This window comes from Dokdonia pacifica, from assembly GCF_900188275.1.
GTDB classification, from domain to species: domain Bacteria; phylum Bacteroidota; class Bacteroidia; order Flavobacteriales; family Flavobacteriaceae; genus Dokdonia; species Dokdonia pacifica.
Window position 1 is genome coordinate 176416 of the sequence record NZ_FZNY01000007.1, and the last position, 21774, is coordinate 198189.

Below are 21774 nucleotides of genomic sequence, written 5' to 3' on the forward strand. Positions count from 1 at the left end.
TGAAAGTATTTCTGAAGTAAGGGCACGCCCAAATAAAAAAGAAAGGTGTTGTTAAAACGCTTTATCTTCTTTATGGTATTCTTTTTTTATACTCTCTAACACCATTGCCTGCGTTAGTATTCGATCTTTATTTGCCAATGCCTTTAAACTTGCATCTTGAATACAGTTCATAATATTTGAACCATTCAAGACATATTTTGAGGCAATTTCTTCTAGTTTTAATGAAGGATGCTGTTCTAGTTTTTCTGGAATATTATGCTTCCAGATGCGTAAGCGTTCTTTTGCTTTTGGCAATTCAAAATTGATGATAGACTGGAAACGACGCATGAATGCAGTGTCTATATTATCTTTATAATTTGAAGCTAAAATCACCATCCCTGGATAGGATTCTATTTTTTGTAATAAATAAGATACGCCTTGGTTTGCATATTTATCATGAGCGTCTCGTACATTGGTTCTTTTTCCAAATACCGAGTCTGCTTCGTCAAAAAAGAGAATCCAATCCTTTTTTTGTGCTCTATTAAATAGGTTTGCTAAATGCTTTTCTGTCTCTCCAATATATTTAGAGACCAATACAGAGAGGTCTACTCTAAATACCGATTTTCCAGTATACTTTCCTAGTAAGCTTGCTGCTAGTGTTTTTCCTGTTCCTGGTGCTCCATAAAAGAGAACTCGATAGCCAGGTTTGAGTCGTTTTTTCATTCCTAACTCCTCTAGTAAGGTATCGTTATGCTCTAACCACATCTTGCTATTCTGTAATTTTTGCAAGGTACTTTCTGTTAGGATAAGATCATCCCAAGTCATTTGGGTTTTGATTTCTTGTGCAGGAAACTCCTCGCTTAATTTAGGAATATGAGTACTCCCTAGTACAATTTCTTGAAAGGCATCTTGATACACTAATAATTTTCCGCGTACAGCAGGTTCTCCTTTTTCTGTAGGAGCGGTATGTAAGACTTGCAGGTCATTAAATAATCTATTATTCTGCAAAAACTGAATAGCAGCTATTCGTCCTGGTATATGGTCTCCTGCTATTGTATATAACAGGGTTTCTGCAGTAGGGTCTGCATTTTTTTGATCTGCACGTGTTTGTGAAAAGAAATACAATACACCATTTTCACTTTCAACACTCACATCCCTCAAGAATGTAGGATATACATGAGTGACTAATGAGAGTAAAAGTGCCATAATTTCTTCTTGATTTAGGCTGTGCTTTGCGATATAATCTCCAAGAGAACTCTCTTCATATGCTGAAGGTGTATACTTTAAAGGGCACTCCTTGAGTGGTGTTTGCGTATTTTCTAATCGCCAAAGAATCACTTCTTTTAGGTGTTCAAAAATTTGTTGTGCGCCCTTCTGTTCTGAAAGCATAGTGTACTGTTATTTATATTATATTCAACTTTAAAAAACACAAAATATAGCCTCCCTAATTTTACTACTATATCTTCTATATTTAGTTTACAAAGATGCTTTCATGACCTCTCAAAAGCAAACAAATACCCTTCTAGAATCTGTAGTTTCAGTAGATTTGATTTTTGATATAAGCAATTAACCATTACCAGTTTACATATAGGAATTCTTTCTTCCATGGGAGCCGTATAAGTCCCATTCCCCAAGAAAGCTTTTTTAATAAAATATCTTGCGTTTTCTTTTCTATCTGGATGGTGATACCACTACTATTCTTTTCTATTTTACCTAAACGTTGTAAGAATTCGTTTTGCAATAATGCATGTGATGTTTTCTTTAAAGCGCCCCAATTTTCATTGACCGCGTTTAAAAGAGTATTTACTTGTTCTTTTTGCTTTTTAGTAATGGTAATATTTCTATTGATAGATTGATTGATAGGGATATTACATAAGAATTTTTCAAAAACCATATCACTCTCGGCTTGCTTTGTTCTTCCTGTTGCGATATAGTGTAGCAGGTGTGCACAGCGTTCTGGATCTTTTAACTGTTTGTCTTCATCTAGGAGGTTACAATGGCTAAAGAAATGCTTTAAAAAAGGATGTATGAGTACTAGTCCTGCATTTTGAACATACTCGCCTTCTATCACTTCTTCATTTTTTATAGAAGTCTCTCGTGTAGCTACTTCCTCCTTTTTAGGGTTTACAAGGGCTTCTATAAGCTTCTTATCTACCGTTTGTTGTTTGGTTTGATCTGTATCTTGTGTACTATTTGCTGTTTCCTGGTTTTCTCTTGAGATTGTCTTTTCTTGAGATTGTTTCTGGGTATGTTTACTCAAGTCCACAGCTTCCTTAACAGCTACAATGATGGCTGTAACATCTACAGCTTCTTGATGTGCTATTGCAGTCAATATTACTTCCCAAATGCCTTGTTGCTGTTGGATAGGTCGTTTACTTATTTTCTGTACTTCTGCTTCTTTTATATTTAGTATCTCACTCTTTTGGGCAATAGCTAAACACAGTTCTTTTACAGAGGCCATTGTGAGTTGATTTATGAAACGACTTCTTACTTTTTCATCTCTAAGCACACGTACTACTTTTGGTATAAAATCACGCGTAGTAAGTAATTTCTTGAAGTTTTTAGGAAGTACTAATTGTGTTATTGATTCATTACTCCACCAGGGATTGGTCCCTGTTTTTAAAAAATGAATAAATGTCTCTAACTGATGTTCATTTTTATTTCCTAATTTTCTTTTTCTAACAATACTGTCTTCCGTTTTATGATTGTCATTAATAGTTTGTAGTTCCTTTTTAGTTTCAGTTTCAACACGCTCAATAAGCGTATACTTTAAGTCATCATTTAACCGAATATTTTTTTCGGCAATCTCTACATGAATTTGATCTAATTGGATGGTATATTCCGGAATCTCTTTATCGATAGCATCCATTTGTTTTTCTAATAATGGGAATACTTCGGTATTTAAAAAGCTACCTATATTCTCTTTAATTTTTTTTGCTTCAGATACACTTGAAGTCGTGAGTTCTAGATATACTTTATGTATAATATGTGTTTCCATAGGAGGCACTCTTATTTGGAACTAAACTCATCTCCCCAAAAACCTGCCGGACACTTACTATATTTTGATTTTTGTTTTGCGCTTAATCTACAGCCACACCCTCTTACAAAGCCTTTTTTACCCATTTTTGCCGTCTCCATAGTTGTAGGATGAATCCACAGATTGGTATTACAGGTGTTATTTATTTTAAGGGGACAATCATTACATATTTTTTCGCGAATAGTAAATACCTCTGCATCATTTTTACTGGTCATTCCTGCGAGGGTATACAATTCATTCATATGCCCATTAATAATCTCTTTTCGTTTTTTATAAATCTCCTTTAAATCCATGATAAACCGTGTTTTATTGTATATAACAAAGAACTCTGTATATCTTGATTTTTGAAAATAATAAGGCGCAGGAAATCAGTCTTTTCAGCGGAATTATTTTTAATTTTTTCTGAATTAAAGAGGATCAAAAAAATGGTGTTAAAAAAGCGGTAGCTTCAGTGTTTTTTTAAGATTCCATTATTTAAATAGCAGGTAATTTCTTATGAGATATAAGTGTATACGCTTTCGCGAAAGCGTATAAAGAACCTCACTACTGCTAGTGAGGTTATAGGAATAAAAATTTATTTAGTAGGATTATCGCTTGAAAACGTATCTTTTTGAGGTTTTCAACTTTGTATTACTAATAATAGAGGATTAATTATCAGATCTAGCAACAGTCCATCGGTCTAAATAGATTCCATCATAAAAAACTATGATTGCATTTCCTGGTTTTAGTATGACATCTCCTTGAAGAGAGAATTGATTTTCAGGGTTTGAAGCCGAATTTCCTCCCGCAAGTAATTTTAAATCATTCGTAGGATCTCCATTATATATATAAAGGATTCTTCCATGCACACCTCCAATTATACCGCCTAAATCTGCGCCAGAGTGTTCAATTCTAAAGACATTGTATGTATAATTTACACCATCCAGAAGAAAATCTACATCATTATTTGCACTGGAAGGAAAAGGTAATGTTATGGAGGTAAACTGTAAAAATTGTGGCTCAGAACTTAATCGAACCCACCTATCAGTAAGCCAATAGTAAAAGCCTGGTCGGACATCATTTACAGTTGTTGTATTATATACAAGTGTGCCATCTTCTAAGGGATCTCCTTTAGGGTTTACTACTGGTAATGCTTGAGTCGTTATTACTAATTCTACTCGCGGCATTAAAACACCTTGAGTCTCACTATTAATGTCTAACAAAGCACCTGGATCAGTGGTATTTATACCTACTTGTGAAAAACAAACTTGTGCAATCAAAAGTGCTACAAACGTAATATATTTCATAATGGATGATTTAGGGAATCATGATAAAAAGAGCCTATAGATTTCTTATTATACAGATACAATATATCTGTATAATAAGAGCTAAATAAGTACTATTTCATTTGAATGTAGTATTGATTTACACATTAACAGTATTAGTTTACCTATTACTCAAAATAGGTTCTTTTATATATGCATAGAAGGCATCCATATATGCTTTAATAAAAACATTATACTAGTTATTGTCGTTAATTTACTTATGAGTTTTCACGAATTAGTGCTTCTAATTCTAATCGTTTCTGTCTAGAAATAGGAAGTTGTTTCCCATCTTGCATAATAACACTACCGCCTTCAGATCGATCTAATTCTTTGATATAATTAAAATTAATTAATGTAGATGGATGGATACGCATAAACTCTCTATCCCATAATTTTAATTCATAAAATTTCAAATTTTTAGATACTAAAAGTTGTTTTTGATTTCTAAAATAAACCTTTGAGTAACTGCCATTTGCAATAATATATTGTATATCACTAATGTCTTCAAACCTGAATCCTTTTTGCAGAGGGAAAGCAATCTTTCCATATAAACATTCAATAGACTTTTTTGAATTATCTGATACTTTATGATCCATATAGAGCAATATATTTTTTTAATCACATCAAAAAGGCTCTCTAAAATAGAGAGCCTATATGGCTTATTGACGGTGATTTTAAGATAACTTACATTTGACTAGAAAATTTATTAAATAAATTACTCATTATCGATGTAGTGCTTTAAAATTAATTCTTCTGGATTGTATTATAAAGTATCTCAGAACTTCTCTCAACTTTGTTAGTACAATATTGAAAAGGATTGTATACTTCTTTTGGTGTTAAGACTGGATAAATATTTAATAGATCTGTATATATGCTACTTGGTATCTGTAAGCTAATTTTAGATGAATATATTATTTTCTTAAAGCAAGTGCTTGTTCGTAAAGTGCTTGGTCCTTTTTGTTATAAGATCTAATTAATGCTTTTGTTTGTTCGTCTACAACAGGTTTGTTAACCGTACCCGTCTTATTATGCGTTACAATCTCAAGAGTACTCCAATTTAATTTTCTACTTAATTCTTGAATGTCTTCATCATAGTTTTCTACGATGCCAATAAAAAAGAAATCTTCAAGGTCAATACCATTTAAAAACTTTGACATTCTATTACAATTTCTTTCGTCTTGTGCATATTCAAGTAAAGAACGTCGCATTTTTGAGAGAATGTTAAGTCCTTTTTTTTCTTCATTTAATTCTTCATCCAATCGTTTATATAGATAGTAATAATTAGAGATAACACGTTCAACAGGGTCTCGTAACCAGGTAATAATGGGTATACTGGGAAAAAGGTTCAAATGATTATGCAACAAACCAATGGTAAAGTGCCCATGAATTACTGTTGTGTTTTTATACAGATAAGCTTTACTTACAGGTATTTTATTGATTCTTGCTCTATTATCATTAATATCAATACGTGCTACTTTTTGATGACCATATTGCTTTTTCAAACTATGAATAAAGGAGGTTCCTGCTGTTTTAGGAATATGAATCGATATAAGTTTAACTTTTGACCAATCTGCATTGCGTTGGTGAGTTCCAACAAGACGACGATGTATGTTAAGTAATGAATAATATATATGCATAAAATCTATTTTCTACTGAAAGAATAATCAAACATTTCGATATCCTCTTTATAATGTATTCGTACTAGTTCTTCCAATTCATCGGTATATGCTTTGCTATAATGTACTATAGGTAGACTCTGATTAACATGAGGCAAATCTATTTTCATGTTTAACAATTGCCCAAGTTTAGTAACATCAGTTTCTAAATTTTCAAACCTCCCGATAAAATCGACATCTACTGTATCATCAAAATTCTTAAGCCATGCGACTTGAGATCTTATTTTGTCATAAGGATTCTCATATTCTTTTTTTAATGTAGACTTAAGCCATAATTCAAATGTATTCCCTTGTTCTTCACTTGCAATTTTATGTTTTCGTTGTTGAAAACGATAATAGGAATAGAGTCGATCCCATGGGTTACGCACAAATGTAAATTTAAAAGCAGCATCCCAGTGTTCTTGACCTACAATCTCGATCACTTCTTTGGAAAAATAGTGTTTTTTAGTTTTACTGGATTGAGCACTTCTATTAAACTGCATACTATGACGCAAGCTTGTTCCTGCTGTTTTCATAATATGAATAAAAATCACGTCTTCTCTTTTTTTTATGTAAAAAGGATACGGGATTTTTCTGTTGAATAAGTGAAAGAAGCTCATTATCTAAATCTTTAATGCTACTATTTATTGTTTTTGGAGATTTACAATTATGCTAGTTTGCTAAGTAATCTCGTATACCTTGAGTCACATCGCGGGTTGTATTTATTATGTTACCATTTTCTAATACAATCATTCTATTTGCTATATCGTTTATCTCTTCAAAACGGTGCGTGGCTATGATCAATGCTTTTCCTTTATTATAATACTCTTCTTTTAAAAATGCATAACACTTTGCTTTAAACTTTGAGTCTGAAAAACTGAATCCTTCATCGATAAAAAGAATATCACTTTTTATCGAAAGTACGATAGCCATGGCAAGTCGAGTTTTCATACCCGAAGAATATTTTCCTATAGGAGTATCTAAATAAGGAGCTATTTCAGAAAAAGATATAATGAAATTCATATTTGCTTCTGTTTCCTTACGCGACATACCATAATAAGCAGCTTTCAAATATATATTCTCCCTACCTGTCAATATTGAGTTAAACCCAGATTTAATAGCAAATACGCTAATAATTTTTTTAATCTTTTTGTGATATTCAATAGTGCCTCTTTCTGTTTCATAAATTCCTGCTAGCATTCTAGTCAATGTTGTTTTCCCAGAGCCATTAACACCCGCTAAAATGACAATATCACCTTCATAAATATTAAAATTAATATCGTTTAATGCCCAAAATTCTTTTTTACGCAAAGAAGAGTAACCTGGCTTTAAGCCAAAGAAATAGGTAATAAGATCTTTTATACCATAGTACATATTATAGGTGAGATCTTTGCAAAATTTCTTATAAAGACCAGTTACTTTAAGTAATACGGTAGGTTCTAAAGTTGCCTCGTCAGTGCTCATTGAGATTTGTTTGTTAATTGTGTTCATTACACCCCTTCTCTTTCTAATATCCTTGCAGTATTAATTACAAAAAATCGAGTTAGTAACATAAATAATATGGTAACACATAATGCACAAATCAAGCTAATCATTGGTTGGTATAATTCTCCATTTAATAATAAATTTCTAGGACTACTAATTAAATACGTTAATGGATTGTATTTAATAACTTTTGTTAATAAACCCGTCGAAACTTCTGGAGTATATACTACAGGACTAAGTAGTAAAAATAATTTAATGAAATTATCCATTAAAAATGTAAAGTCTTTTGCTAAAGCACTAAAAAGTCCCGTTAATAAACCAACTGCAGCTCCGAAAAGTTGAAGAGGCAGTAATACTATTGGAAAAATAAAAACAAATGGGTGTAATGAGATTCCAATGTACAAGAAATAGATGATGATGAAAATAAATGGGATAAAAAATTTAACAGCTCCTACAATAAGCTCATTAAAGATAATTATATTAATGGGTAATTTATTTACCAAAAGTGTCTTACCATATGTTATAAAAATTTGACTGCAATTTTTATAGGTATCAAAGAACAGCGCCCAAATAGTAGTGCTCAACAATACAAAAGCGGTGTAAGGAATTTCCATTTTACCAGGCTCAAGTATGCCTGCGCCTTTCATGAAAATCCATGTTAAAATTGCAAATACAGGAAGTATTAACAACCATAACCAACCAAGGAATGATCTTTTAAGATCTGCTAACAATCTAAGTTTTATTAACTCTTGTAGTAAAAACTTCTTTGATTGTTTAGGGAAAGTATAGGTGTAATTATCCATCTATCATTTCTTTATACAAATGTACATATTGTTCAACACTTTTATCTAAAGGGAATTGCACGCTTTCTTTATACTGCCATTCTTGTTGTTTAGCTTTCATTAATGCATTAAGCAACCCTTCTGATGTAAGGGTATCCATAGTTATATACTGCCCACTCACAACTTCTTTTAAAGCTCCACAATTTGAGCTAATAACTGGAACGTTTAATGCACAAGCTTCTGCAGCGACAAAACAAAACCCTTCGGAATACGAAGGTATTACAATAAAGGATGCTCGTTTTATTTGTTTATATAATTCTTCTTGAGTTAAATGATGCATCACCGTAATTTGATGAACACATGGAAGTGTATTAATTTCGTTAAGTATCTGACCATACATTTTTTTCGGAAGCGTAGGTATAACTAGTGTTAACGTAGCATCGGGGTTTTTTTGAAGAAAGGTATCTGAAGCTTTTAGTAAAATATCTAAACCTTTTGAAACTCCAAGTCTCCCCACAAAAATAAAATCAAGCGTTTTGCTTTTCTTGGTAGTTTTTACATCTGAAGTAAAACTCTTAGTACTCAATTGCTCGATACTATTATAATTTACCCCATTATAAATCATACTGATTTTTGATTGATCAACTCCGGCTTTAATAAGTCTTTGTTGTGTGAATTTTGAAACGGCTACAATTTTAGAAAAAGGTAAATAAGACACCATGCGCTCAAAAGAGCTATATAAAAATCTTTGTGTGAAATTAAGATATGGTAATTGTTTCCATAAATCTCCCCAATACTCGTGAAAAGTTAACACACTTTTTTTATTTCTCAAGCGAGATACTAACCAAGTAGGTGCTGCCGCAGTATAGGTTGTTGTATGAACTAAATCGAATTTTTTAATATTTTTAAATATACTAGGAACACTCCTTATAAAAAAAGAAAAACGGTTGCTACAATTAACACGGTAAATTTCTACTCCCTCATTACATTCTTTTTGAGGAAGCTTCTTGTCAAATCTTGTTGTGATGACTTTAATTTGATGACCCTGAATAGTTAATGCTTTTGATAATTCCCAGAACAAGTGCTCTACGCCTCCAATATATGGGTGAAAATGTTCTAAAACGAATAATATTCTCATGAATCAACATCATCTTTATCGGCCATCAATAAAGATAGCTCTATAGTTAATTTTGTAATAGTTTTTTGTTGTCTTTTGTATAAATCATAAAGTATAATTACAGCAGCAAACAAAAACCCAATTAAAACAAAAATGATGGCATTAACATTACTTTTAAAATCCAATGTTTTAGCCAACCAATTTGTTGTAGCATCTGGAAATAATGCAATGATGGAAATAAACACTGCAAATAACGCACCTGGCCATACCGATTTCCATTTTGTTTTAAAATTATAAACTCTCCATAGTTGCCATAAAATAAAAATAACGGAGAGTAATGGTACTATTATCTGAAATGTTCTAATGTTCATATAGTCTATTTTTAATTAAACGGTATGCAGTTTGTACTCCTCTCATTAAATTTTGTCCTTTACTTTGAGAGTATTTAGTGTATAGAACTTTAATAGGTGTTTCTACTAAATTTAGTTTCTTAGTATTGGCTTTCCAGACCATCTCCGTACAAATACCGTAAGCATCTAGTTCAAGCTCTAAATTATCTATAGCTACTTTATTTAACAATCTGAATCCTGATTGGCTGTCAGTTACTGTTGATTTCCCAAAGTACGTAAACATATTTGCTATCCTATTATAGATAATCCTAGAGAATGGCATTTTAGACTTCTGCTCCAAAAAACGACTGCCAATTACAATATCGGCTTTCTGTTTTTGTAATTCATTTATTAGTTTTTCAATTTCACTTGGGTAATGCTGTCCGTCTGCATCCATCAAAACCATAAACTTAACACCTTTCCTTTTAGCAAAAAGTATAGCAGCTCTTGTAGCTGCTCCAACGCCTCTATTTATACATAAGTGTAATACTCTAGCTCCTGCCTCCTCAGTAAATTTGCGAGTGTCATCCGTACTTCCATCATCAACTACAACAATGTTTTTATAGCCGCAGGACTTTAAATCTTTGATGACATCTCTAACGACAGTAGCCTCATTATAAGCGGGTAAAAAAATCCATATGTTGTCTTTTACTAACATAGACATTATAATATTTCAAAAATAGCAAGGTTCCCTTGTTCTACAGTCTTACCAATCAGACCATAACTAATTTTTGTTTTATTAGTTTTTGGATCTGTTCTACTCACTTTATTATTGGTCATCACCAATCGAATTCTATCCTTATTATTTAAAACTTTTACAAGCCTTGTTGCTTTATCAGTTAATGATTTTTCTGGTGTTTGATCTATTGTTGCTACTTTTAAACTAAAAACAATATACTTAATATCATTTAATTTAAGTACAGTTAAAAAATCATTTGGGTTTTGTAATTTATCACTTACCTGATCAAATAGATTTAGTTGGTTGTCTTCATAAACTCTAGTAGAATTTTCTTTTATATGGTAATTCATAAATGTTCCAACGCGATAGATTTTTGTTGAAACATCCTTATTAAGTACCTCAGCCGCTGGAGCAATAATAGAACGTGGATTATCAAAATTTTGATTGGTAATAAAATTATTGGAATAGTGGCTTATAAATGGCTCGAAGAAAACGTTACTTATTTGGTTTAAGTCATTGTTGGCATTAGAGAAGTGTACCAATAAATTCAATGTTACAAAAACTGAAAATAATATCTGAATTGATCTTTTAGTAAAAGAATCTAGCCCTTTAGAAATAAAGAGCGAGATATTTTCATAATAATAGGCAATCAACAACGAAGATAAAGACCAAATAATTAAGGCATAATGTGGTATTCCATTTCCGAAAATCCACCACAAAAATCCATAGGTCATTATAAATGTCAAAATTAATTTAACTGACTGATTAAACTTTCGCCAGTTATCTTTTGCAATCCAAGCAAAAAGTATACAAAACAATATAAGGACACATAACGTTACAGGAAATGTCATTTTTGAAAATACTCTAAATAATGGTTGGATCAACTCACTAACACTCGTTTGCAACTCCAGAAATGGCAAGTAAATATCTTTGCTTAAATCAAGAAAACTATTACTTGAATTTGGATAAAAATTACTTAGATAATCTGCAATACTTAATGTAGAACCTTTAGAGATCATTGCAGCTTTCCAACTCAGTAAAAGAACGATCCCAAAAACAAAAAGACCTATACTATTTTTTAAATCAAATATTTTTTCTTTTTTAAGGGATAATACTAATAATGGGAGAAAAAGCAGAAATAAAAATCCAATATTCACCCCTCTTTTATTTGGAATATTTATCCCCATACTCACATCGTAGGGTAACGATAAATAATCATTTAATCCTTTTTCATACCCTAAATACCTAAGTATCTCTTCTCGTTTACCAGTATTAGTTCTATTTTTTTTAATCTTCTTTTTAGCACTCTTTTTTTGATTTTTCAACCTTTCAAATTGATCTATAAAATCCTCATTATCAAAACCCAAAACTTGTTCTTCACCAAGATATCTAGTGATCCCTTCTTTATGTTGTTCTGATATTTTGTTTGGAATATTATTTTCGGTTAAAAAAGAATATTCATGATTTAGTGGTTCTTGAGCCGTTTTTCCGTACAATATGGTTTTTGTAGAAATATTGTCTGTTTCAATAGTATTTTTAATTATCCAAGGCATAAAGCTCAAGGTTATGACAACTAACATAATGCCTATATTTTGTGCTAACCGAAAACCGCGTACCCAATCAAATTTTTTGAAATAAAACAACAGCGAGCCAATACCTAAAAGACTGAAAATACCAACAATAGTAAAACGTTGTGTCGAAGAAATATCTAAATAACCAAAAGTATTTATTTTTAATAAAAATAGAATTGCTACCATAGTAAGCATCATCCCAAGATAGGCTTTGATTCCTCCCCATTGATATACAATCATTAATATGATTGCAATTATAATTAATACACCGAGATATTTAATCCCTAAAGCGAAGCCCATTAAAAAACCTAAAAGACTAAAAAACGTAATTGAAGTTTTGTTTTTTATTGAAAAATCATACTGAAAAGATTTAGCATAGTTTAAAAAGAAAATAACAATAGCGATACAAATAAAAAGAAAGCCAAGATCCACTTTTTCGTCAATAAAATTATGAAAACTAATAGCAGGAAGTGTGTAAAAAATTGCTATTCCTATCAAAGCTCCAGTTATGCTTAAAAAAATACGTCCTAGATGAAACATAGCCCACATAGAAAGTACGCCCATGATATGTGAAAGAAAAATAGAAAATGTCATGCTACCGAAAAGCAAAGGACCTAAACTTGTAAATAGTGACCAATTATAAGCTTGTCCTCCTTGCTCTAATGATTGAGAGTCAACTATGTTTTTTGTTATATTTTGATATAATACAGCTCCATCGTAACCTAGTGGGAAAATTTTCAACATTCCCACTAAATTAAAAGCTGTGAAAATTAAAATTATCGCAACAACAGCAAACGTCCAAAAGGATACATCTTTAGTATTGATAGGGTTCCAAAAAACATATTTTATAAAGGGCCAGCAAACCTTTCGTTGCCATATTAATAACACTACTAATATGGGAATGATTGTCCAAGTTTGTAAGAAACCTATAGCGGCCAATCCCATTAATAATAAAGTAAGTATTCCCATTCCTAAGGCAACTCCTAGTATGAATTTATGATGAACATTTAATATCCCTTTAAATTGTTTTAGAAATTTGTTTCCTGCCGCATAACAACATAAAAAGATTAAAAATGTACCAAGGTGAAGAGAAATACTATTAATCAAGAAGAATCCTTGATTTTTAAATGAAAAACCATCAGATATTGATGCCTCTTTAGAAAAACTGTTATAAACAATCATTAATGCTATGAGAAGAAAAGTATATATCATCCATCCCCTCCATTTAAAATGTCCCTTAGAAAATAAAAAGAAAATCCCTATCGAAATAAAAATCAGAATAAAAATTGTTTTAATATAAGGGGGGTGGGTAGCTGCATAAATATAGGAAGAGTGGTGTATCAGATAATTAATAAAAACCCATAGCGTCCATAAGATTAATCCTAACTTTAAAAAAAGTATTTTCTTTCTAGCGCTTAACATTATTTTTTCTTTTAGATTTTCTTCTTGGGTATAATGATAATTGTTCTGGAGTAAGAACTTTTGATTTTATATACTGTGCCATTCTTCTTTGAAACATACTACAACTATGCTGGTTTTTAAAAGTAGTTACTTTCATACCGTTTGCTCGTTCATTAATTTGATTAATTTGTTCCTCAGTAAGTGGTGCCTTAGGATTATTACACTTCGCAATCAACATCTCTACAACAATGGCTTTGTTTGCATATTTTGGAGGAGCATTTGGATCGATAATTTCTCTTGATTTTTCTTGAAATTTGACTGATTTCACAGTATCAGTTTGAAAAGAGGTGTTGCTTTCATGAGCATCATTGGTCGAAGCTGAATTTTTATTACAGCTTATAATGAACAAGACTAAAGATACAATTAAACTAAAACGAAGTATTTTTTTCATAAAAACGAATTCTTATTTAAAGAAGTAAATTATTCATAATTATACCGATTTAGAAAGTCATATTGTCTAATATCTTTTAAAAAATTTTCAACTCTTTCTGTTGTCCAATAGGATAAGTCAAATCTACTATGATTTGTTTTTTTCCAAACAATTGATGCGCAATCATCAATATATTTTTGGGATACTTCTATTTCTAAAAATTGAAATATTCTTGTGAGCTCTTTTTTTGGAGCTGCAATAAAATCTTCTAAATGAACATCACAAATATCATTTGGAATTTGTGCTTTTAGCTTTGCATTTGTTTTTACTTTTGACAAGTAAAGTTTTTTTCTTTCCTGAAATAAAGTTTCTGTCAATGGGTATCCTATTTTTACTTGTCTAGAAACCATAGCGCTTACATTATCAAAGGGATTTCGTATAACGTGAATAATTTTTAGTTTAGCTTGACTGATCTTTTGTATATCATCAAGTAATTTCACATAATTCTCATCTCCCAATATAGCTGTGCTTTTCCCCCCTTTTTTATCTCCTATTCCAATTAGTTTGGTATACCTACCTTGCCATTGATTAGGGACTACATAGTTATAATTCGAGTTGGATCTCCCTAGTTTAGAGTGTTCTTGAGAGTTTCTTAGTATGTAATAGAATATTTGATGGCGAAAATATTTTTTTTTAAAAAAATGAAGAGCATTCATCTCATTTGAGATGATAAGATTAGGATGAGCATCCAGTAATGAACCTATTAAACTATGCCCACTTCGAGGATAACCAATAAAAAAAATGTATTTGTCAATTTGAGAAAAACATTCTTTTAGTTTTTTACCCTTATAATATGATACTACATAATAATAGAACCAAAAAAAACCAGAAACAAGCTTAAATCTTTTTGCTTTCTCACTTTCCATTATGTAAATAAACTAAATAAACATCATTATCTGAAATTATTTAATGGTCTATTTTAAAATAGAAGTGCATTAATCATTAATCATATAATCGAGAGTGTCTTTTATTTATAATCTGATTTGGCATGTATCTTTTCCTATATCCAGAGATGTTTTTTGAAAAATTCTTTTTGAAGTCTATGAGATTTCATCAAGTTATTATCATTAAAAAAAAAGTAAAATATTAATTTTTCTTATACACTCTTAGAGTGTATAGATTTAGTAAGAAGATACATTGCTGGTAATTCAACAAAATCACCAGAACTCAATATTATATTTGTTTTTAGAGATGTTTCCTGTATAACAAGCGTCTGATATTCTTCTTTTGGAAACCAAGAAAGTAGTTCTTTTTTTGATACTCCTAATGGAGGGAAATTACTAGATAAAGTGTTCTCTAATGCCTGAGGTACTTCAGGATGATTTTGCACAAGCTCAGATATGTACTCCCTGATATTTGGTGCGGTCTCAATCATAAATATAGCTCCATGTTGGCCCAATAGAATTTTTAAATTTTGAACAAAGGATGTTCGATATTTATATGGAATTTGATGTAGTACTCCACGCATATAAACATTTGAATCACCTACTTTTTTATGAATTTTTATGGAAGTCTCAGTATCTAGCATATCCATTACTTCAAATCTAAGTCCTTTATGATTTGTTAAATGTTTTGCAGAAAAGATAGCTTTTTTAGAAGCATCAATGCCTGTTACATTAGAGTAGTGTTTGCTCAAATAAAGAGTTTGTAGCCCTGTGCCACATCCTATATCAATAAGATGGAGAGAAGAATTAAAATGTGGTTCAAATATGTGGAAATCTTTTTCAATAGCGCGTGAAGGCTTCACATCCCATAGTGCAGGTTCATTGCTTTCATTTAATTGCCTATATAATTGATCCCAGTATAATCCACTCTTTAGTTGTTTTGACATGCTTTTGATATTAGGATTTCATGATAATTAAGAAATCTCAAGGTAAAACTATAATAGCGTTGGTGCTACTAAGTCTACTTCTTTCACTTCTCTACTTACACTATTACTTCCCAACAGTTTATTGAGTGTTTCGAATCTACCTGTCATATTAGATTGAGCCAGAATAAGTAATAATTCTTGTTCACTAAAGGAGTGGATAATCTTTTGTCCCAATTTGAATAAATGATCAGGGATTTGCTTCGAAGGATATGCCAATATTTTGAATATTTTTAGCCGCTTATCATATTCTTGTGCAAATGTATTTTTATAGAATTCCTTCCTATGTGGTTTTCTCAAACTGTTACTGACTGCCCATGCAGCTAAATAGCCACCATACATGGATACAGGTACGCCTTCAGAACTGATAGGATCTACAAAAGCTGCGGCATCTCCAGCAAGAAAACAATTTTCATAGACTAAGTCCGTTGACTTATATGCATAGTCCCGAATTGATTTTACAGAACCAGATATAAGACTACTCTCTAGCAACATATTTCCGATAAGAGGAATTTCTTTACTAAACGAATCAAACCTTTCCTCCAATGTTGTTCCTCCACCTTTAAAACTTGATTGATGTTTCTTAGATAAAATGATACCAACACTCACTTTCTCCCTCAACATTATTTTCCAACTCCATCCCCAATTTCCTATATCAGATACTACAGTCATTCCTCCGTGATCATATCGTTCTTTAAAGGTTCTTATGTTTAAATTTTTATCATAGAAATTGCTTTTGTCAAAATATCCCCATACCGCTTGAAAACCAAAATCCTTATCAAATTCTCGTGATCGCTTTTGCTTAGAAAATAGCGCTCTTTGTCCAGATGCATCAATCACATATTTGGCTCTTATTACATGTGATTCATCGGTGATGGTGTTTTGATAGCTAACGATTGCCACATTAGGATTAGAGATATCTACATGTTCCACTTTCATCTGCTCAAATACAGATCCACCTTTTTCCTTAACCTTATTAAGCAATATCTGATCAAAACGATCTCTTTCTACATGTAGTGCATTTCTGTTTATACCAAAAGATTTGAATGAGAGTGTTTTTGCCTGACCTTCCCATGCTACTATTCCTCCTGTTTTTTGTAAAAAACCTTCATTTTCGATATCCTCTGATGCATCTATAAGATCAGTGAATTTCCAAAAAGTAGGTATGATGCTTTCCCCTACCGTATTTCTTGGGAATTTTTCCTTTTCTAATACTACTACTTCAAATCCTTTTTTTGCCAATATTCCCGAAGCAATAGACCCTGCAGGACCTCCTCCTATTACCACTACATCACATTTATCTGGGATATTACTATTCATATTGTTGGTTTTGAAATTATAGACTTCTCAAAATTAAGTTTTTTTGAATTTCAGAGGTACCCGAATACATGGTAGAAGACATGGCATCTCTCACAGACCTTGCAATATCTGTATTTTCCACATAACCACTTGCACCATATATCTGCAATATATTTGATGATGCATTTTTATATAACTCACTAACATACAATTTTGCCATTGATGCCGCGGTATTCGCTTTTACATTATTTTCTATAAGAAAAGCAGCTTTAGCTATTAGTAGCTTTGCCGCTTCTATTCTTGTTTTTATATCGGCTAGTTTATGACCTATGGATTGGTGATTTATAATGCTTTGATTTGCAATCTTTCTTTTTTTTACGAATACAACCACTTCATCCAAAAGCCGTTGCAAGGTACCAATATGAATTGCACTCAATCCAACACGTTCCCACATCATTGATTTTGTGAATTGTACTGTTCCTCCACCTTGTTCGCCCATTAATGTGGAGTTTGGCACTTCTGAGCTCTTGAAAGTGACACCACCCATCAATGCAGTACGAAGACCCATTTTTTCAATTTTTTCGCTTACTTCAAAGTATTTTTTTTCTAACACAAAACCACTTACACCTCCCAGTGCACCTTTTTCCTCATTTGTCATTGCATAAACGATAGTTAAGTCTGCTAAGGGTGCATTTGTGCAATAATATTTTTCTCCATTAAGGATATATCCGTTTTTTGTTTTACTTGCAATGGTGCTCATCTTAAAAACGTCAGAACCACTTTTTCGTTCTGTGATCGCATTTGCAGCTATCCAAGAACCATCACATAACATAGGTAAATATTCTCCTTTCTGCATTTCAGAACCATATTTCCAGATCGGAATAGTACACGCGAGTAGGTGAGCACCTATAGAGAAACTCAAACCATTATCTGTACATCCATACCCCAAAGCCTCTAATGCTATGATCATATTTTCAAAATTCAATCCTCTTCCTCCATACTCTTTTGGTATGCAAAGACCTTGTAATTTTAGATCACCACATTTTTTCCAAAGAGCTCTTTCAAATCTCTCATTTCTATCTCTGTCTTCTACTCCTTCATTGAGTTCAGATTGAGAAAAATCTATGATCTCATTTCTCAAAACCTTTTGCTGTTTATTCAATATATAGGTCATAGTTTTAATAAGCTCTGATAATCTACTTTATGTGTACTCGTTCTTGGAATTGAAGATAAACAAACAAATTTATCTGGAAGCATATACTTTGGAATAAATTTGAAGCAATGTTCATTCAGTTCTAGTATCTGCAATGCTTTATTATATGTTTCTTTAAGCTGATAAAAAGCACTTATTTCAATTTTCCCTTCATGCTCTTTTGCTATGACTGCCGCTTCAAATATGTTGGCATGCTTTTGAAGTGCAGATTCTATTTCTGCCAATTCTATTCTGTAGCCATTCTTTTTCACCATTCTATCATTTCGACCAATAAACACATAGTTGCCCGATTCATCTAACCTTACCCAATCACCTGTTTTATACCATATTTCACCTTCATCATCTTTTATGAAAACATCTGCATTTTTAGCACTATTGTTCCAATATCCTGGTGATACAGATGAACCCTTGATGAATAGTTCGCCTTCTTTTATTAATGAGGCAGTATTTTTCTCATCATACAATTTCGATTTTGCATAAGGACAAGGTAGACCTATAGGAAATGTAGATTGTCTTCCGTCGATCACATTCGGGATCTTATAATATGTTACAACATTCGTTTCAGTAGGACCGTACAAATTATAAAAATCTCCAGTTGACCACTTTTCTTTTATCTCTGTAAAAGACTCTATATTAAATACTTCTCCTGCAAATAACACATGCTTTATTGAAGTATGATCAAATCGTTCAATTTTACCAAATCTTAGCATCAATTTTAAAAGACTAGGTGTTGCGTATAGAACAGAAATTTTTCTTTGTGCTATCAATGAAGATATCATCCTTGGGTTTCGAGAAGTAGCTGCATCTATTAGGATTAGATGCGCACCATTCATCATGCTTACATAGAGATCAAATGTCGATAGATCAAAGTGATAAGGAGCAATCGATGAAAAAACATCTTCATGACTTACATCTAGTAATTCATTTGACCAATTTACAAAGCTTATTATATTTTTATGAGTGATCATTACTCCTTTTGGTATCCCTGTAGATCCTGAAGTATATAGAATAATAGCCAGATCATTAGGTTGTTCAATAAGATTTTTATCTGATGATCCGTTTATGACTAAGACCAGCCCATCCAAAGGTACATCTATTTGGATAGCATATGTTTTTAGATAAGGTTTTAAAACATCAACTAAAGCTTCTTCAATAATTATCGCTTTTGGTTGAGCATTATCAATTATAAAAGACATACGTTCTACAGGAGATTCTGCATCTATTGGCACATATGCGGCACCAGATTTTAATATGCTAAATATTGAAATGGTAGCATTAATAGTTTTTTGAGATATGATACCAACTCTAACACCATCTCCTATTCCGTTAGAATTAAGAACATCTTTTACAATAGAAGTTTTGTGATGTAACTCATCGTAAGTAATGAGATTATTAGAAGCGTCAGATAACGCAGTATTATTAGGATTTATATTGAAACCGTTATGCAATATGTCTTGTATCCTATTCATTCAGGTAATTTTAGAAACTAAGGGATGTACTACACAATGTTTACTTTTACTATTTAGAAGCCAATCAATATTTTCCTTGGATGGTGGTATTCCCCAAGGATTTTTGACAACATATGAAATAGTATAATGTTTTGATTCTAAGTAGCTATTTGACATTAATTTTTTAGTTTCTTTAGCTATGATTTTTGGCAAATCTACCCAAGGAGTAATATTTCCCGATTTTGTATTTTTCTTACCTTCAAGAAGATCTGTGGTGTTCAAAACTGTGTTTTTTAGATCACTACAAATTTCATGTACATTGTATTGAAATTCATAAGAATCTTTTGGCTTCCAACTAGGTTTTGGAGCAATCAATAAGTTGTATTCAATAATTTCGTGTAAGAGAAGTTTCTCTTCTTGGGATCGACAACAATCATATTTTTCACATAATGCAGTATAAAAATCATGAATGAATGCTTTTAGGATAGGAGTATTATTTTCTTTTAACCCTGTTTTTTGGTTGGTTTTAAACCAAATAGAATGACTAATTGTCATCATATACTGGTTATCATCTACACCAAATTTATCAATGAAGTATTTAAATATCTTTTTTAGTTCAAAAAGGAAATCTTGATAATTCTCATTAGATGAAAGTAATTCATCGTTCTGAAGGACATCATTCATGAAGAGGAATACTTCCTTATTAGTAATATCATACTTGGATAAAAAGTGATTAGTCATCTGACCTAAATTATGATTATGAAGAAAGTGAACGATACCCATAAAGTATCTCCCACTTTTCATATCCTCTACCTTCAATAGAGGATTGCTCATTACAGTACAATCATAATAATCAGATTTTTCAGCATCAGGTACTGGTTCTGTAACCACATCAGCCGTAGTCAAAAGACCTAATTGTTCTTTTTTGTCATAAAATTCCGTCCCTGGTATTAAGACTAATTGATGTATCTTTAATGATGGTACTAGGCTACTTGTGACAATGTAAATTCCATTTAAGAAGTCTTCTAATGATTCCCCAGGTAGACCAATAATGATATCCGTATAGGTGTCGATATTTCTCTTGTCTGCACTTCTTAAAAGATTCATAAATTTATAGGGAGACATGGAGTATCGTTTAGAAAATTCTTCAGCCTTTGTAGTTACAGTTTGAAGTGCAATAGTGGTTGCACAAGAGATACCTCCTTTTTGGAAAATTGAAGCTATTTCTAGGATTCGATCACTACTGTTTTTAGCCCAATTTACACCTACAGATTTAAATGGCAGTCCATTTTGTTTATTGACATCTACAATGATCTCTGCAATTTCTGCATCACTCGGAAAAATCCCAAAATTGGCATCTGCCAACCAAAATGCTCTGACTCTATTTTTAGCAAAAAATTCCATTTCTTCTCGTACTCTTTCAAGTGACATTCGATACACTTTGGAATTTCCATTTCCCCAATAACAAAAGGAACACCTATAGGGACAACCTCTATTTGTTTCATAAAATACTGGTGAGGGCCTAGGCTTAATAATACCCGAGATATAGGGAGACGGGACGTCATCTAACAATTCAATTCTATGACCAATATTGGGTCGTACTATTTGTCCGTTTATATCTTTAAATACGCAATTTCTTGAATTAATAAATAACTCCTTATCTTGAACTAGTGCAAGACATATATCTGCAAATGCAGGCTCACCTTCACCCTCTACTAGGCAAGATACAATAGGATACTTTTCAAGTATTTCTTCACCTTGTTTGCCTGAACAGTTTGGTCCACCTATGAGTATTTTTGGCAATTTTCCCTCCACTGAAAGTATGTTGAGGGTATCACATATTTTCTTATGATTCCATGAATAATCTGAAATGGCAATTAAGTCAGCATCTACCTCTAATATGTCATTTACTATTTTTGAAACGTCCGTTTTTCTTGGATATTCAAGAAAGAGAAATTCCACATTTTCTTTTACTTCTTGCATTTTGTTAGCGTACGCCACTAGCAAACCCAACTGGTAAGGTGGTGAAGAGTAGTATGACTTGAAGTCTAGTAAAAT

20 protein-coding genes are annotated in these 21774 nt (G+C 31.9%); all 20 read right to left on the reverse strand.

Annotated elements, in window-relative coordinates:
- Window positions 1–51 precede the first annotated feature (51 nt).
- The 20 genes from CHB80_RS19345 to CHB80_RS19440 all read right to left on the reverse strand — a co-directional run bounded on the left by CHB80_RS19345 (window position 52) and on the right by CHB80_RS19440 (window position 21699).
- Window positions 52–1368 carry an ATP-binding protein gene (locus tag CHB80_RS19345; RefSeq protein ID WP_089373165.1) on the reverse strand — a complete coding sequence of 439 codons (1317 nt, stop codon included), beginning with the start codon at window positions 1366–1368 and terminating at the stop codon, window positions 52–54.
- A 184-nt stretch (window positions 1369–1552) separates the two neighbouring features.
- The gene (locus CHB80_RS19350; RefSeq protein WP_089373166.1) at window positions 1553–2977 is read right to left on the reverse strand and encodes a contractile injection system tape measure protein; all 1425 of its coding nucleotides are present in this window, start codon (window positions 2975–2977) and stop codon (window positions 1553–1555) included.
- 11 nt (window positions 2978–2988) lie between these two features.
- The gene (locus CHB80_RS19355; protein ID WP_089373167.1) at window positions 2989–3309 is read right to left on the reverse strand and encodes a hypothetical protein; all 321 of its coding nucleotides are present in this window, start codon (window positions 3307–3309) and stop codon (window positions 2989–2991) included.
- A gap of 354 nt (window positions 3310–3663) precedes the next feature.
- Complete coding sequence (locus tag CHB80_RS19360) at window positions 3664–4302, reverse strand: hypothetical protein (protein WP_089373168.1); 639 nt, start codon at window positions 4300–4302, stop codon at window positions 3664–3666.
- Between the two features lie 236 nt (window positions 4303–4538).
- Complete coding sequence (locus CHB80_RS19365; protein ID WP_089373169.1) at window positions 4539–4916, reverse strand: LytR/AlgR family response regulator transcription factor; 378 nt, start codon at window positions 4914–4916, stop codon at window positions 4539–4541.
- A gap of 315 nt (window positions 4917–5231) precedes the next feature.
- Window positions 5232–5957, reverse strand: coding sequence for a sulfotransferase family 2 domain-containing protein (locus CHB80_RS19370; protein ID WP_089373170.1), 726 nt, complete (start codon window positions 5955–5957; stop codon window positions 5232–5234).
- 5 nt (window positions 5958–5962) lie between these two features.
- The gene (locus CHB80_RS19375; RefSeq protein ID WP_089373171.1) at window positions 5963–6595 is read right to left on the reverse strand and encodes a sulfotransferase family 2 domain-containing protein; all 633 of its coding nucleotides are present in this window, start codon (window positions 6593–6595) and stop codon (window positions 5963–5965) included.
- A 52-nt stretch (window positions 6596–6647) separates the two neighbouring features.
- Window positions 6648–7439, reverse strand: coding sequence for an ABC transporter ATP-binding protein (locus tag CHB80_RS19380; protein WP_179218223.1), 792 nt, complete (start codon window positions 7437–7439; stop codon window positions 6648–6650).
- A 26-nt stretch (window positions 7440–7465) separates the two neighbouring features.
- On the reverse strand, window positions 7466–8263 hold the full coding sequence (locus tag CHB80_RS19385) for an ABC transporter permease (RefSeq protein WP_089373173.1): 798 nt from the start codon (window positions 8261–8263) through the stop codon (window positions 7466–7468).
- Entirely contained in the window at window positions 8256–9380 is a 1125-nt protein-coding gene (locus CHB80_RS19390) for a glycosyltransferase family 4 protein (RefSeq protein WP_089373174.1), read from the reverse strand. Before CHB80_RS19390 ends, CHB80_RS19385 begins: the two co-directional genes overlap by 8 nt.
- Window positions 9377–9730, reverse strand: coding sequence for a DUF2304 domain-containing protein (locus tag CHB80_RS19395; RefSeq protein ID WP_089373175.1), 354 nt, complete (start codon window positions 9728–9730; stop codon window positions 9377–9379). Before CHB80_RS19395 ends, CHB80_RS19390 begins: the two co-directional genes overlap by 4 nt.
- Complete coding sequence (locus tag CHB80_RS19400) at window positions 9720–10406, reverse strand: glycosyltransferase family 2 protein (protein ID WP_179218224.1); 687 nt, start codon at window positions 10404–10406, stop codon at window positions 9720–9722. The genes CHB80_RS19395 and CHB80_RS19400 overlap by 11 nt, the downstream gene beginning before the upstream one ends.
- 5 nt (window positions 10407–10411) lie before the next feature.
- Window positions 10412–13420 (reverse strand): hypothetical protein, encoded by a 3009-nt coding sequence (locus CHB80_RS19405; protein ID WP_089373177.1) that lies wholly within the window; start codon window positions 13418–13420, stop codon window positions 10412–10414.
- Window positions 13407–13850 carry a hypothetical protein gene (locus CHB80_RS19410; protein WP_089373178.1) on the reverse strand — a complete coding sequence of 148 codons (444 nt, stop codon included), beginning with the start codon at window positions 13848–13850 and terminating at the stop codon, window positions 13407–13409. The genes CHB80_RS19405 and CHB80_RS19410 overlap by 14 nt, the downstream gene beginning before the upstream one ends.
- Window positions 13851–13879: 29 nt before the next feature.
- Entirely contained in the window at window positions 13880–14755 is an 876-nt protein-coding gene (locus tag CHB80_RS19415; RefSeq protein WP_089373179.1) for a sulfotransferase family protein, read from the reverse strand.
- A gap of 230 nt (window positions 14756–14985) precedes the next feature.
- Window positions 14986–15720: a class I SAM-dependent methyltransferase gene (locus tag CHB80_RS19420; protein ID WP_089373180.1), complete on the reverse strand. Its 735-nt coding sequence runs from the start codon at window positions 15718–15720 to the stop codon at window positions 14986–14988.
- Between the two features lie 48 nt (window positions 15721–15768).
- Entirely contained in the window at window positions 15769–17076 is a 1308-nt protein-coding gene (locus CHB80_RS19425; RefSeq protein WP_089373181.1) for an NAD(P)/FAD-dependent oxidoreductase, read from the reverse strand.
- A gap of 16 nt (window positions 17077–17092) precedes the next feature.
- A complete protein-coding gene (locus CHB80_RS19430; protein ID WP_089373182.1) occupies window positions 17093–18229 on the reverse strand; it encodes an acyl-CoA dehydrogenase family protein in 1137 nt (378 codons plus the stop codon).
- A complete protein-coding gene (locus tag CHB80_RS19435; protein ID WP_089373183.1) occupies window positions 18226–19737 on the reverse strand; it encodes an amino acid adenylation domain-containing protein in 1512 nt (503 codons plus the stop codon). The genes CHB80_RS19430 and CHB80_RS19435 overlap by 4 nt, the downstream gene beginning before the upstream one ends.
- Complete coding sequence (locus CHB80_RS19440) at window positions 19738–21699, reverse strand: radical SAM protein (RefSeq protein ID WP_089373184.1); 1962 nt, start codon at window positions 21697–21699, stop codon at window positions 19738–19740. It lies immediately after the preceding gene.
- Window positions 21700–21774 lie beyond the last annotated feature (75 nt).

What these genes read in the sequence shown, in the direction of transcription:
- CHB80_RS19395 (WP_089373175.1), bottom strand. Translation starts at nt 9,730, where the DNA reads ATGAACATTAGAACATTTCAGATAATAGTACCATTACTCTCCGTTATT.
- CHB80_RS19365 (WP_089373169.1), bottom strand. Translation starts at nt 4,916, where the DNA reads ATGGATCATAAAGTATCAGATAATTCAAAAAAGTCTATTGAATGTTTA.
- CHB80_RS19420 (WP_089373180.1), bottom strand. Translation starts at nt 15,720, where the DNA reads ATGTCAAAACAACTAAAGAGTGGATTATACTGGGATCAATTATATAGG.
- CHB80_RS19345 (WP_089373165.1), bottom strand. Translation starts at nt 1,368, where the DNA reads ATGCTTTCAGAACAGAAGGGCGCACAACAAATTTTTGAACACCTAAAA.
- CHB80_RS19440 (WP_089373184.1), bottom strand. Translation starts at nt 21,699, where the DNA reads ATGCAAGAAGTAAAAGAAAATGTGGAATTTCTCTTTCTTGAATATCCA.
- CHB80_RS19415 (WP_089373179.1), bottom strand. Translation starts at nt 14,755, where the DNA reads ATGGAAAGTGAGAAAGCAAAAAGATTTAAGCTTGTTTCTGGTTTTTTT.
- CHB80_RS19425 (WP_089373181.1), bottom strand. Translation starts at nt 17,076, where the DNA reads ATGAATAGTAATATCCCAGATAAATGTGATGTAGTGGTAATAGGAGGA.
- CHB80_RS19355 (WP_089373167.1), bottom strand. Translation starts at nt 3,309, where the DNA reads ATGGATTTAAAGGAGATTTATAAAAAACGAAAAGAGATTATTAATGGG.
- CHB80_RS19375 (WP_089373171.1), bottom strand. Translation starts at nt 6,595, where the DNA reads ATGAGCTTCTTTCACTTATTCAACAGAAAAATCCCGTATCCTTTTTAC.
- CHB80_RS19360 (WP_089373168.1), bottom strand. Translation starts at nt 4,302, where the DNA reads ATGAAATATATTACGTTTGTAGCACTTTTGATTGCACAAGTTTGTTTT.
- CHB80_RS19430 (WP_089373182.1), bottom strand. Translation starts at nt 18,229, where the DNA reads ATGACCTATATATTGAATAAACAGCAAAAGGTTTTGAGAAATGAGATC.
- CHB80_RS19405 (WP_089373177.1), bottom strand. Translation starts at nt 13,420, where the DNA reads ATGTTAAGCGCTAGAAAGAAAATACTTTTTTTAAAGTTAGGATTAATC.
- CHB80_RS19380 (WP_179218223.1), bottom strand. Translation starts at nt 7,439, where the DNA reads ATGAGCACTGACGAGGCAACTTTAGAACCTACCGTATTACTTAAAGTA.
- CHB80_RS19435 (WP_089373183.1), bottom strand. Translation starts at nt 19,737, where the DNA reads ATGAATAGGATACAAGACATATTGCATAACGGTTTCAATATAAATCCT.
- CHB80_RS19370 (WP_089373170.1), bottom strand. Translation starts at nt 5,957, where the DNA reads ATGCATATATATTATTCATTACTTAACATACATCGTCGTCTTGTTGGA.
- CHB80_RS19385 (WP_089373173.1), bottom strand. Translation starts at nt 8,263, where the DNA reads ATGGATAATTACACCTATACTTTCCCTAAACAATCAAAGAAGTTTTTA.
- CHB80_RS19400 (WP_179218224.1), bottom strand. Translation starts at nt 10,406, where the DNA reads ATGTTAGTAAAAGACAACATATGGATTTTTTTACCCGCTTATAATGAG.
- CHB80_RS19390 (WP_089373174.1), bottom strand. Translation starts at nt 9,380, where the DNA reads ATGAGAATATTATTCGTTTTAGAACATTTTCACCCATATATTGGAGGC.
- CHB80_RS19410 (WP_089373178.1), bottom strand. Translation starts at nt 13,850, where the DNA reads ATGAAAAAAATACTTCGTTTTAGTTTAATTGTATCTTTAGTCTTGTTC.
- CHB80_RS19350 (WP_089373166.1), bottom strand. Translation starts at nt 2,977, where the DNA reads ATGGAAACACATATTATACATAAAGTATATCTAGAACTCACGACTTCA.